Genomic DNA, 14326 nt, shown 5'->3' with positions numbered 1-14326 from the left:
CCGCAACCGGGCATAACTCTGCTTTTTGGAATCTCTTTTTATTATATGTCATCAACGTTATCTTTGGATTATGTCCCTATGAAATCAACTGGCGAAACATTTCATGGTATTTTTCAGCAGATTGCCGCCAGCTCAGATCAATGCTCATAATATTTTTCACGACCTGTTGGTGCTTCCAAGTATCATGGCAGAACTCTGCGCCGCGCCGCACCGCGTCCAGCATATCATCCGCATTGAAGGTTTTAAAGGTAAAACCCTGTCCCTCAAGGGTTTGGGTATTGAGCGGCCTGACGGAGTCGACCAGTCCGCCGGTTTCCCGCACAATGGGAATGGTGCCGTAGCGCATGGAGATCATCTGGGATAATCCGCAGGGTTCGCTCTTGGAGGGCATCAGAAACAGATCGGATCCGGCGTAAACCTGGCTTGCCAGCGCCGAATCGAAGGTGATGTTCGCGGATACACGCCCGGGATAAGAGGCGGCCAGGGAACGGAACAGATTTTCGTAACGCTCGTCTCCGGTACCGATGACCACAAGCTGGATATCCAGTTCCATCAGGCGGTGATTTACATATTCCAAAAGCTCCAGCCCCTTGTGGGCAACCAGGCGGGTAATCATGCCAACCACCGGCACATCGTTTCTCAAATGCAGTCCCAGCTTTTCCTGCAGAAATTTTTTGTTGTCGGCTTTTTTCTCTGTCTCACCAGCTTTATAGTTGGCGTAGAGATTGGGATCGGTTTCCGGATTGTAGAGCTGCGTATCGATTCCGTTTCGAATGCCGAGAATTTTATATTCATTCTCCCGCAGAATCGGATCCAAACCGTGGGAGTAATAGGCATGCCGGATTTCATGGGAGTAAGTCTCGGAGACAGTGGAAATCCGGTCGCACAGGACAATGGCCCCCTTCATGAAATTGATGCATCCGTCATAGCTGAGGGCGGATCTCCACTCTTCTCCCACGCCGATGACCTCGGACAGAAAGTCATCCGACACTTTTCCCTGGTATTCAATATTATGTATTGTGAATACCGTCTTTATATTGCAGTACGCTGGCAGAGCGGAAAAAAAGGCTTTCAGATACAGAGGGATCAAAGCGGTCTGCCAGTCGTTGGCCTCGATCACGTCGGGATAAAAATCAAGATATTGCAAAGATTCCAGAACCGCCTTGGAAAAATAGGCAAAGCGTTCTCCGTCATCGTAGTCACCGTAGACAGCGTCCCGGTAAAAATAATATTCATTATCAATAAAATAGTAGGTCACACGGTCAACGACCGCGCGGAAAAGACCCACATAGGTATTTCGCCAGGCAAGAGGCATGGAAAAATGCGTGATATATTCCAGCGGATAGGCGGGATTGTCCTTGATTGCCTTATAGCAGGGCAAAAAGACGCAGATCTCCGTATCCTCCCGCTGGGACAGCGCCTGGGGAAGCGCATAAGCAACATCGCCCAGTCCGCCTGTTTTGACAAATGGTGCGGCTTCACTTGCCGCATATAATATTTTCATTGGTCTTAAACCCTCTCCTCTTTATTGATGATAAGCGGTGTGGCTTCGGAACCCATCAGCGTTCTTCCGGGAGTGATGAGTACCTCTTTGTCCAGAATGGTATAATAGATATCCGCCCCCTCGCAGATACAGGAGCTCTGCATCACGATGGAGTCTTTGACCACGGCGCCCTTTTCAATGGTCACATCCCGAAATAAGATGGAATTTTCCACCGTCCCATTGATTGTGCAGCCGTCTGCGATCAGGCAGTTGTTGACAACGGCATCCTCACCGTAAAAGGTGGGAACCTCGTCGCGGACTTTTGTGTAGATCGGGGCGTCCTCGCGGAAAATATCTTTGCGAACCTCCTGATACATAAGCAGCCTGTTGTTCCGGAAATAAGTGGAAACATCGCGGTTTCGGAGAACCGTTCGCTCAAAGGGATACACGTTGATGGTAATGCGGTGTGCCAGAAACTGGCGCTGCAAGTAATCTTTTTCAAAGTGGAAAAGACCGTGTGCAACCGAATCGTAAATCGCCTTTAAAAGCATTTTTCGTTCAATCACAAACATTCCCATGCCGCAGAATACCGACTCATCGTATTCATCGTTGACGGTCAGATCAACGACCTTATTGTCCTCGGTTTTCAGGACTAAATCCTGTCTGTCACGGCTTGACTCAGGTTTTTCATGGTTGGCAATGACGGTGACATCCGCACCGGATTTTATATGTGCGGTTAGCACTTTTTCGAAGTTAATGTTACACAGAACCGTGGAGTCGCTCATCACTACATAATCTTCGTTGGCTTTCTCCAAAAAGGTGACAGCACCGTACAGGGCTTCCAGCTTGCCTCGGTAGATGCTGGTGTGTCCGGTTCCATAGGGCGGCAGAATATACAGCCCGCCGTTTTTTCGGTTCAAATCCCACTCGGAACAGGAACCCAGGTGATCCATCAGGGATTGATAATTATATTTTGTGATAACGCCGATCCGTGCAATATTTGAATTTACCATATTGGACAGAACAAAGTCAATCTGCCGGTATCTTCCGCCAAAGGGGAGGGAAGCCATTGTCCGGTGCTTTGTCAGATCCCCCATGGTCGCGTCATATATATTTGAAAAAATAATGCCGATTGCTTTCATCGTAACACCACTCCTGTCTATATGATTTCATTCGCGTTGATGATCTTGCCTTCTTCCACTTCTTTTCCGGCACCCACAACGCTGATGCCCCAGCCTTTTTCCGTTTCCTCCGGGCTTGCTCCTATTCTGACGTTCTTATGAATCACACAGTTTTCCCCGATGATGGCATACTGCACTACCGCGCCTTCTTCAATGACGGTATTGCCCATAATCACGCTGTCAGTCACCGTCGCGTTCCTGGCAATCCTGCAGCCGGTTGAAATGATAGAATGCTCAATTTTTCCATAAATATTGCACCCTTCCGCAATCAGAGAGTTATGCACCTCCGAGGCGGAAAAGACAAAGGTGGAGGGCTGCGCATAGTTTCTGGCATAAATCTTAAAATTCGGATCCTTGATTTGAAAAGGAACTTCCGGGTTCAGCAGATCCATGTTGGCTTCCCAAAGGCTTTCAATGGTCCCCACATCCTTCCAGTAACCCGAAAAGGAGTAAGCAAAAAGGTTTCTGTGATCCGCCAGCAGATTGGGAATGATATTTTTCCCGAAATCATTGGAGGAGCCGGCGTTTTTTTCATCTTCTATCAGATACTGCTTCAAAATATCCCAGTTGAAGATATAAATCCCCATGGACGCCTTGGTGCTTTTGGGGTGCTCCGGCTTTTCCTCAAACTCATAGATGCTGCCGTCTTCTTTTGTATTCATGATGCCGAAGCGGGAGGCCTCCCTAAGCGGAACATCCAGAACAGCAATGGTGCACTCGGAGTTTTTTTCCTTGTGGTAGTCCAGCATTTTGGAATAGTCCATTTTATAGATATGGTCACCGGATAACACCAGAACATATTCCGGATGGAACAGATCGATAAAATGCATATTCTGATAGATGGCGTTGGCCGTACCCTTATACCATTCCGATTTTTTGCTCTTCGCGTACGGGGGCAGAATGTGTGCGCCGCCAAAATTGCGGTTTAAACCCCAGGATTGTCCATTTCCGATATAATCATTTAATTCAAGAGGCTGATACTGGGTTAAAATACCGACCGTATCGATGCCGGAGTTGACACAGTTGGAAAGGGGAAAGTCTATGATACGATATTTCCCGCCAAAGGGAACCGCAGGCTTGGCCGTGTGTTCGGTCAGCACCTTTAAGCGGCTGCCCTGTCCTCCCGCCAGAAGCATCGCGATACATTCTTTTCTTCTCATCTCTAACATGGGGGTGAGCCTCCTTATTTTTTTCTTTTTTTGATTCTTTCATAATAGACAGCGGACACGGGAGGAATGGTCAGTTCCACGCTTTGGCTGTATCCGTGCATGGGAATGTCGTCGCTTTGGACGGTAACCAGCTCTGTCCCGGTGCCGCCGAATTCCTCCGCGTCGCTGGAAAACACGGGACAGTAATCCCCCGGGACAGGAACGCCAATCCGGTAATGCTCCCGCTTTACCGGACAGAAGTTGCAGACGGCAATCAATTCATTCTTCTTTTTGTCAATCCGCCGGAAAGCGATGATACTCTGTTCATTATCGTCGTTGGATATCCAGTCAAAGCCCTCCCAATCGGTGTCATTCTGCCACAGAGCCGCATGCTCCAGATAGAAAAAATTCAACTGCCGGACAAATTCCTGCATCTGTCTGTGCCGGTCGAATTCGAGCAGATTCCAATCCAGTTCCTTGGAAAAATCCCACTCGATAAACTGTGCAAATTCATTTCCCATAAAATTCAGTTTCTTGCCGGGATGCGCCATCATATAGCCGTAAAAAGCACGCAGCTGATGAAATTTTTCGTCGTAATCCCCCGGCATTTTTCCGATCATAGAACACTTTCCGTGGACCACCTCATCGTGGGAAAGCGGAAGAATATAATTTTCCGAAAAGGCATAGGTCAGGGAAAACGTAATGTTTTTATGCTTGTTTTTCCGAAACAGAGGATCCAGAGACATGTATTCCAGCATGTCGTTCATCCATCCCATATTCCATTTGAAGTTAAAGCCGAGCCCGCCGTCATAACCAGGTTTGGTCACCATAGGAAACGCTGTGGATTCCTCGGCGATCATCAGAACGGATTTGCTGGCTTCAAAGACAGCCGTGTTGAGCTTCCGCAGGAATGCGATGGCTTCGATATTTTCATTGGAACCATGGATGTTGGCGCGCCATTGTCCGTCCCGTTTTCCGTAATCCAGATAGAGCATGGACGCGACGGCGTCCACCCTGAGTCCGTCAATATGATATTTTTCAATCCAGTAAACCGCGTTGGATATCAGAAAGCAGATGACCTCGTTTTTCCCGTAGTCGAAGATACGGGTATTCCAATCCGGATGCTCCTTTTTTAAAGGGTCCGCATATTCATACAGACATTGGCCGTCAAATTCATACAGACCGTTTTCATCCTTCGGAAAGTGGGCGGCCACCCAGTCCAGAATCACGCCGATACCCGCTTGATGACAGCGGTCGATAAATTTCATAAAGTCTAGGGGTGTCCCATAGCGGGAGGTAGGGGCATAATAGCCTGTCACCTGATAGCCCCAGGAAGGATCGAAAGGATATTCCGAAATGGGCATCAGCTCAATGTGGGTATAGCCCATTTTCTTGACATAGGGAATTAAGCGGTCGGCCATCTCCAGATAGCTGAAAAGACTGCCGTCCTCGTGACGCTTCCAGGACCCAAAATGAAGTTCATAGATATTCACGGGATTCTGTAAGTATTTTTTGTTGCTCTTTCCGCTGCGGTAGGCGCTGTCTTTCCAGCGGTATCCTTCCAGCGGATAGACTTTGCTGGCGTTGGCCGGACGGGTTTCCATATGAAAGGCATAGGGATCGCTTTTATAGACAAAGGAGCCGTCCGCCCTCTCAATATAATATTTGTAACAATCATAGATTTCCGGCTTTGCGGAAAAATATTCCCATATACCTCCGGAAAGCTTTTCCATTGGCTTCGCGTCCGTGTCCCAGCCGTTAAAATCGCCGACAACACGAACGCTTTTTGCATGAGGCGCCCATACCCGGAACACAAAACCGTCCTTTTCATCCCGTGTGTGACGGTGACAGCCTAAAAACTCATATGCCTTAAAATTCTGCCCCTTTAAAAAAAGGGAGAGCGGGGTTTCCTTTTTCGGGGGCTTTTTGTTTCTTTTGTCCATGATAACCACCTCTGCTTTTCTTTTACTATTGTGCATTTTTGAAATTTTTCCTTTTTCGAGTCGTTCGCCAAAACAGAAAAAAGAATGAAATTTTCCGGGTGAAATACAAAACTTTATTTTGATGTAATTTTTTATGCTGCAGAAAATTCTATCTTTATTATACACAGTTTTATTTATAATTGCCATAAAATCTCTGTAAAAATTCTGTTTTTTTAGATAGAATGATACATAATTCAGTCGAAAAAGAAAGACTTTAAAATAAGACACTCTTTATTGTATGATATTTCTTTCAATTTATGTTATCATTTTAAAAGGAGAAAAGCGCTCCCGAAGGAAAATGCTGGAATGGTCGTTTTTGAACAATTGATAATAACATATGTGATGATAGGAGAACAAAATGTATGGTATAATAACCTCACGAACCTCTAGCGCATTAAAAATGCTGAGAGCTTCGGAGAAAATTGAAAAGGAAAACCGGTTATCACAATATTGCTTGCTGCTGCCCTATAGTATGCCTTATTTTTATACAAAAAATACCATCCAAATTTTTTAGTTTCTGTGATAAAATAAATATACCAAAGGAGGCGGGGAGCCGGCAGAATCATTTCAGCTTGCTATGACCGGGACAGGGAACCTTGTGGGTGGAAGAATCACTTTTGTTTGAAACAAAAAAAGCATTTTTTGAGCGCAATATCGGGCTAAAATTGGGCAATATATGTGCTTTACTTTAAAATAGTCCTTATTTATAATGAAAATGTAGAAAAATAAAAGGGAGGAATAACTATGAGAAACAAAATTATGGCTCTTTTCATTGTACTTATTCTGGTGATTTCAGCCTTTCCATGCGGCATTATTGCGGCGGAAGGGGAAACTTCGTCAGAGCAGTATGCCAACGAGATTTCGTTTCTGCAAAAAATCGGAGTGATGGACGCAAAATTTGATCCGCAAAAGACGGTGACGAAAGCGGAGTTTACGAAAATTATTCTGAGTGTTTTACAGCCAAACGGTGATTTTTCCGTCACGGATTCCTATGAACCGATCTTTGTGGATGTGGGGCCGGAAAATATGTATTATCCTTACATAAAGACCTGTAAAGATCTGAGGATTATCACTGGGGATAACGCAAATTATTTTCATCCTGACAGTGAACTGACCATGATTGACACGATTACGATTCTGACAAATGCCCTGGGGTATACGCCCTATGCAAAAGCGTACGGCGGTTATCCCACGGGATATTACAGAGTTGCAACCGAAACTGGGATGACAAAGAATGTGGATCTCTCCCAAAGGGATGCTATCAGCGGTGCGGTGATGGCCAAATTGGTATACAATTCACTGTTTGCCGATCTGGTTGTTATCTCCAGTGTTGTCTCGCCGGATATTCAGGTTGAAATTGATAAAAATTCCAATCTGCTGCTTTCCAGACTGAATATCCGGGAATACGATGCACAGGTCGTGGATAACGGCATCACTTCTCTTCTGTCGGATCCGACAGGGGATGCAGAACGCATTGTGCTCAAGCTGTACAAAGAGGGTACAACCCTGACCGTATATAAAGGGGAAACCGATATTGACAACTATATTGGCAGCCGGCTTAAGGTCTATGTCCGTGCAAACGAGGAGACCGGAAGGGATGAGGTTGTCCATTATTATGTGCACAGCAGTTCCAATGAGGTAACGCTGGACGCTTCCAAGGTGATTTCCGTCACCGACTCCTATCTGGAATACGAAAAGGAAAAGGATTCCGGAAAATATCAAAAATATAGCTTCAGCGCCCCTCTTGTTATTTTCAACGGGGTTCATCTGACCTCTTACACCAATGATATGCTGCGGTTTACAGATGGCACCATTCGGTTGATCGATACCGACAACGACAATCGTTTTGACGTTTTGGATGTTATCAGTTTTAACTATTATGATGAGACCAACTTTTCCGGATCGGCGAGAAATATTTTTGTGGACAGTGTAGGGGATATGCTCAACTGTAAATTCAATCCCGCCATGTCCATCGATGTGTCCGAGGAGAATGCGGATTATAAATTTATTTGGACAACCGAGTATGAGACCATTGCGGATTTGAGTACAGATATTGTTGTCTCGGTGGCAAAGGCGCCGGGAAAAATTGACAGCAAAGATTTTTATTTCCTTGCAGTCCGAGAGGAATCCGCTGCCGGAACCGTGGAGTCTGTTGCACAGTCCGATTCTTCTGTCACGGTTAACGGAACGGCTTATGAGCTGTCTTCCAGTATTTTAAGCGTGAAACCGAATTACCTTTCCATGATCCGTTTGGGAGCGGAAGTAACCTTGCATCTGGATGCGACAGGCAAGGTTGCCTATGTGGAGACGCAGGGTGCTTCCAAAAATTATGCTTACTTGATTGCGGCGGAACGGGATGACGGACTGAACGACGAGGTCAGGGCGAAAATTTTTGTTCCGGATACCGGCGTCGGGGAGTATGCGTTAAGAGGAAAAGTGAAAATCGACGGCGTTACCTGTGACACACCGGAAAAACAGATGGCAGCTTTGGTAAAACGTCCCTCTCAATTTGCAAGATATGAGGAAACGGATACCAGCGGGAATAAGATATACGGGCCTGCACCGGAAGAATATCTGTCAAAACCGATCGTTGTAAAAATCAGCTCGGATGGTTATGTAACGGAGATCGAGACGGAGAATCCCAACTATCCGGAAGATAGCAGCGCGAAAGGCAATGTCTTAAATACATACAGAAGTCTGACGCCAATTCCATACAGTGAGGATGAAATGTCGGACGACAACACGTTAAAAGCGGCTCTTAGGACGCCAAGAACAGCAGGCTACAGCACAAGAACCAACTGTGTGGACGGAAGATATTTCGTCACAGGCTCCACCCGCATTATCAGTGTGCCGGATATTGATACCTTTGGCTTGAAGGAATACGCCAACAAATATGGTTCAAGCGGGAAACAGTTTACATTCAAGCTGGATCTGATAAAAGCCTATGAAAATGATATGCTTGACGAAAATTATAAGGTTCTGTCCTCCGGACAGTTTAACAGCGACGGCCGTTATGATCTGCAGGCATACGATATCGATCCCAGCACGGGTGTTGCCGGTCTGCTGGTCGTGCGGGGAAGAACCGATATTCTCTCCACCTTCAGCTGGGATACCGCCAATCCCATGTGTGCGGTGGTGCGGATGACAGATGTTTATGACGAGGCATCCGGGGAGACAGTAAAGAAGATCTATTACACCAAGGACGGTGTGACCGAGATGGATGCGGTTATGAATTTCGATGAGCTTCCTTTCTACTACCGTTATCTGGTTGAGGGACACAAGGAAGGAGATACCTCCTATACCGCAAACATTCCCCCGCTGAAAAAAGGCGATATTGTGCGGATCGGGAAAACAAACGGAAAATTGACCCATATTGAACGGGTTGCCAATCTGGGAGACTTGGATTCCAACCTGCCGATGGCATGGTATCCCTCCGGGATGACTTACCCGTATACAACCGAGGGCGGCAAAACCAGTAAAACCTTCCCATTCTATATGTCAACCTATGCGGCGGATTTGGAATCAACTTATGTCGTCGGGATTGGTCTGATCAAAGAGAGAGTCGGAAACAATCTGATCAGCTATACTCCGAAAACGACCATTTCCGATATCACGCCAATGGATGCCGGTACCTACATGGAGAGTTATATCAAGGCGGGGTCCGTTCCGATTCTGACGATCACCACGAAGGCTTCCACCGGAGAGGTTACCATTAAGAAGGGCTCCATGGACGACATCAAAACAGTAGCGGCTGACGGAAAGGACAAGGCCAGTCAGGTTCTGTTCTTCCACCGTCTGCTCACCTACAGCCAGCTAATCATATTTAACACGGAACAATAGAAAGGGGAGAGAACCATGAAAAAGAGCTTAAGTATTTTTCTTTCCATCCTGATGCTGCTAAGCGCTGTGGTACTGCCCGGCTTTGCTTCGGATTATGACAGCCATTGGGCAAAGGATACCATTGAACTTTTGATAAAAAACGGTATTGTTTCCGGGGATGAAAGCGGCAATGTGAATCCAGACGCAGCTATCTCCAGAGCGGAATTCATCAAAGTGATCAACAAAACCTTTCGCTATACCGAAAAGGGAGCGGAGAACTTCCCGGATGTGGACGCTTCCGATTGGTATGCGGATGAAATGGCAATCGCCAAGAAGAAAGGATACATTCAGGGAGACGCGGAGGGAAACGGAAATCCCCAGGACAATATCACCAGAACAGAGGTGTGCGTGATTCTGGCGCGCGTTCTCAACCTGGACACGGCGGATACTTCCTTAACGTTCACTGATGCGGACCAGATTGCCGATTGGGGCAAAGGAGCTGTGGCTGCCCTGGTAAAAGCAGAATATCTTTCCGGCTATCCGGACGGAAGCTTTCAGGGGGAGAACAGCATTACAAGAGCGGAAGCTTTCTCGGTTGTAGGGAGGCATCTGAAAAAGACAGCGGATTTTGAAAATCCATCCGAGAACAACACAGGAGATATCTCCAGTATGGGAGGGAACTCTTCCATCAGTACCGGCGGGAGCGGTTCCGGCTCCGGCAGCGGCGGAAGTGGAAGCACAAACGGCGGCAAGCTTTCCGCGCCGTCTGTCAGCAAGATGGATCCGGAGACGGAAGTGATTCAGTGGAGCAAGGTTTCCAATGCGTCCGCTTATGAATTGGAGCTCACAGTTCACGGTATTACAAAGACGGTTTCGGTCAGCGGTACCTCTTATGATTTGACAGACACGGTGGATACGGTTACCGCTGAATCGGAAGAATCTTCCTTTGAGGTGTCCGTCAGAGTGCGGGCAATTGCCTCCAAATCAGGATATACCTCCTCTGATTTTTCCAAGCGGGTAAGCTACACGAAGAAGTATCCCTCCGTGGATGCACCTGTATTGCATGTTGCAAACAAAATTGTAAATAAGAAAAACCGCGTGGTTATTTCTATGGATCCGCAAGAAAACATCGCCGGATATGCCGGACGTTTTTTGGTGAATGGCGCGGAAAACAGCAGTATGGTTTACGATGAATCCGCGAAGGTATTCATCATTCCCGACACCTCGGTGATCGGTTCCGGCAAAGGGGCAGTGGAGATCAAAGCGGTCAGCGGCCAGAAGCCCCAGTACAGGGATTCGGCATACACGAAAGCGGAAATTACGGATACGGCGGTTCCGGATGACACAAAACAGGGAACGGGAACGAAAGAGGATCCCTACCTTCTGCGCACCAAAGAGGATTTTGAACTGGTGCGGAACAATCCGGATAAACATTTTGTTTTGATGAACGATGTGGATTTGGGCAGCTTTGAACCTCTGCCGGAGTTTACCGGCACGTTCCGCTCTGACAGCGGACAGCATACGGTAACAGTTGATATCAATGTCAACGGCGGCGATAGAGTCGGTTTGTTCTACAAGCTGGAAGGAGGCGCCGTTGTCTCGGATATTATCTTAAGCGGAAGCGTTTCCGGCAAATCGGCTGTAGGCGGTATCGTCGGCTGGATGCACAATGGAACCATTCGCAACTGTATCAATAATGCGACAATCAACGGAACAACCTATGTGGGCGGTCTTGTCGGGTTTACTGGATATTTAACCGCCGAGGTTGGCAAGGGCAGCATTGAAAACTGTTTTAATCTGGGGGATGTCATCGGAGCGGGAAGCTCGGTAGGCGGGCTGATTGGCTACGGCCATGCATCCATCAAAGAATCTGCGAATCTCGGCAATGTATCAGGCGTGGGAAGCCATGTGGGCGGTCTTGCTGGTATGACCTACGCAACCATTGCCTCCAGTTATAATTCCGGACGGGTCAGCGCAACCAGTAAAGCAAACGTCGGCGGAATTGCCGGCGGTGTGCGGCAGTCCTCTTCACCGATAACTGATTGCTTCAACACCGGTGAGATTGTCTCCGGCGACGCAGCGGGCGGTATCGTAGGCGGTTTCTGGAACGCCAGCAGCCACGGCGCGCTCAACCGCTGCTATAACGCGGGAACGGTTACCGGCGCAGTGGGAAGAACAACTCCCCTTGGCTTTAATAATATTGAAGGGGCGGCCGGTTTTACCTATACCGATTGCTTCTATCTCAGCGAAACAGGGGAGGATGACGGCTTTGCAGGTTCCACGCCGCTCACCTCGAATCAGCTGGCGGATAAGACGACCGAAGGCCTTGACAAGTTAATGGGAACGGCCTATGAATATGTTGCCTTCCAATATCCTGTTCTGAAAGCAATTCCCTATTACGGGGCAGGAGAACTGAAGTTATTTGATTTTGATATGGGCTTAAAGGGAGTATACGAAAACGGGAATATGCTGCTTTCCTGGAATCCGGTGACCAATCCTGAAATTACAGGGATCGAGCTGACCGTTATCAATAACAATAACTTCCAGACGATTCTGGAAAGACAGCTTGTGGACGCGGCCGAAAATACCTTTGCGGTTCCCGGATGCAAAGAGCAGAATCCTTACGAAGTAATTGTACGGTTAAAATACGGTGAATCCCTCTATTCCACGGAAAAGATTTACGAGGTGATTCCTTATTCCGGCAACACGCTGGAAAAGCCGGTTCTCTCTCCCGTTCCGTCCGGCAGCACGGTTGTGAACTGGAATGCGGTGGAGAATGCAGGTTCCTATGCTTTGAAAGCGGTGCTGGGACAGATTCAGGAAGTGATTCCGGTAAACGGAACTTCCTATGATCTGGAAAGTTGGATTGCGGAAAAAACAGCCGGTTCTTCCCAGGCAGTAACACAGGTTACCGTTTCGGTCAAAGCCATCGCAGGAAGCACCGAGTACAGCGATTCCCCCTATTCCGATGAAATCACCGTTACGCGTACCCTTCCCACATTGGATACACCGCAGGCGGAACTGAGGAGCAGAGCGGTGGACGGCAAAAACCGTGTTGTCATCGCAGTGGCTAAGGATGAAAATGCTTCCGGTTATCAGGGGAAATTTGTAATAGGCTCTGCTGAGAACAGCACAATGCAGTATGATGCGGAAAAGAACCTGTTTATCATTCCGGACACGTCTGTGATCGGAGATGCGGAAGCTTACGTGGAGATCAAAGCAATCAGCGGGGACTCCCAGCTGCTGGATTCGGAGGCTTTGAAGGTGAAGGTCGTGCATACGCCTGTTCCGGCCGCGGGAGACAGCGGAGACGGCAGTGCGGAAAATCCCTTCCAGCTGCGCACAAAAGAGGATTTCGAGCAGGTTCGCAGCAATCCGGACAAACATTTTGTCGTGATGAATGATATCGATTTGGGTGACTATACACCGATCCCGGAATTTACGGGAACGATTACATCCGGTGGCGATAAGAAATATATCTTGACCGTTAATATCAATTCTACAACCGAAAACACAGGGCTCTTTGCAGTTCTCGGCTCAGCGGATGCAAAGGCCTCCGTCTCCAATCTGGTGATTGCTGGAAGCATTACAGCGACTCTTTCGAAAAACAACGTCACTGCAAATGTGGGTTCTGTTGCAGGAAAATTGATCAACGCTGATGTAAGCGGATGCATCAACATGGCTACAATCAAAGCAACAGGTATGTATATTGGCGGTATCATTGGAAATGCATATGATGGCGTTGTCACAGGGAGTACGGTATCCAACTGTTATAATACCGGAAATTTTGAGGTTACCGGAATGCAGGTCGGCGGCATCATCGGAAGAAGTAATATTGTAATCAATGCCTGCGGAAATACAGGAACCGTCAGAGCACAATCTGTTGTTGGCGGAATTGTTGGATTAAGCGGTGCGGATGTGATTGACTGCTACCATTCCGGAAAGGTTGTCGCACATACCGGTGGACAGGTAGGCGGTATTATAGGACAGTGGGCAGCTAATTTCACGGTATCCGGATGCTTCAGCACAGGACTTGTTCTTGGAGATCGTGATGGAAGAGGCGGCGGACTGATAGGTGCAGGATGGTCTCCGGGCAAGACATTGACCGTAAGCAACTGCTATTCCTCCAGCACTTTCAGCAAGCGTGCCGCAGGAGATACTGCAGGTGACGAGATTGCAATTCCGTTGGTGAATACGGTAACAAGCTGTACCTATATACTAACAAATTGTTATTATGTCAGTGAGGGAAGCGTAGACGATGGTCTTGAAGGAAGTACTTTGGTCGCACAGGAAGAGTTGAAGGATGCCGGAAACGCTTGTGTTCAGAGCTTACTGAGCGCAGGCTATATCTTTGACAATACAAACAATATTCCGGTTCTAAGCACACCGGAATACTATGCACCCGGTGGATTGACCTTTACCCCTTCGGTGCCTTTCTCACTGGAAATCACCGGAAGCTTTGAAGGGGGAAGCTTAAAATTGAATCTGGCGGCAGCGAGTGCAGATGAGATCACCGGGATAGAACTGACCATTTATGACGGCTATGATTTGACTCCGGTCACGCAGGAGGTCCTAGCTGCGGACGCGTCCTCCTATACGCTGGAGAATACCGAAGCAGGGCATACATACATCGTAGTGTGTAAGGCAGTGTTTGCGGATGACAGCAAGTCCGATGAGGTTTCTGCTGAATTTACAGCGGAGTGAAGTTTGTGT

The 14326-nt window shown here is 47.6% G+C and carries 6 protein-coding genes; 2 read left to right on the top strand and 4 right to left on the bottom strand.

What is annotated here, in order from left to right; translation table 11 throughout:
* Nucleotides 1-76 precede the first annotated feature (76 nt).
* Genes glgA through glgB form a run of 4 tightly spaced genes read right to left on the bottom strand, consistent with a single transcriptional unit; the run spans nt 77 to nt 5755 of the window.
* A complete protein-coding gene (gene glgA / locus KQI32_RS00655) occupies nt 77-1504 on the bottom strand; it encodes a glycogen synthase GlgA (RefSeq protein WP_216423529.1) in 1428 nt (475 codons plus the stop codon).
* A 5-nt stretch (nt 1505-1509) separates the two neighbouring features.
* A complete protein-coding gene (gene glgD, locus KQI32_RS00650; protein ID WP_216423528.1) occupies nt 1510-2625 on the bottom strand; it encodes a glucose-1-phosphate adenylyltransferase subunit GlgD in 1116 nt (371 codons plus the stop codon).
* 17 nt (nt 2626-2642) lie between these two features.
* Nucleotides 2643-3833, bottom strand: a complete 1191-nt coding sequence (locus KQI32_RS00645; protein ID WP_216423527.1) for a glucose-1-phosphate adenylyltransferase — start codon at nt 3831-3833, stop codon at nt 2643-2645.
* A gap of 14 nt (nt 3834-3847) precedes the next feature.
* Nucleotides 3848-5755: a 1,4-alpha-glucan branching protein GlgB gene (gene glgB, locus KQI32_RS00640; protein WP_216423526.1), complete on the bottom strand. Its 1908-nt coding sequence runs from the start codon at nt 5753-5755 to the stop codon at nt 3848-3850.
* Between the two features lie 783 nt (nt 5756-6538).
* Between glgB and KQI32_RS00635 the strand changes: the two genes are divergently transcribed.
* Together KQI32_RS00635 and KQI32_RS00630 are read left to right on the top strand one after the other, a co-directional pair.
* Nucleotides 6539-9634 (top strand): S-layer homology domain-containing protein, encoded by a 3096-nt coding sequence (locus tag KQI32_RS00635; RefSeq protein WP_216423525.1) that lies wholly within the window; start codon nt 6539-6541, stop codon nt 9632-9634.
* A 15-nt stretch (nt 9635-9649) separates the two neighbouring features.
* Nucleotides 9650-14317 (top strand): S-layer homology domain-containing protein, encoded by a 4668-nt coding sequence (locus tag KQI32_RS00630; RefSeq protein ID WP_216423524.1) that lies wholly within the window; start codon nt 9650-9652, stop codon nt 14315-14317.
* The last annotated feature ends 9 nt before the right edge of the window (nt 14318-14326 follow it).

This window comes from Acetivibrio sp. MSJd-27, from assembly GCF_018918095.1.
GTDB lineage: Bacteria > Bacillota > Clostridia > UMGS1840 > HGM11507 > HGM11507.
This window is presented reverse-complemented; position numbering and strand designations above follow the sequence as displayed.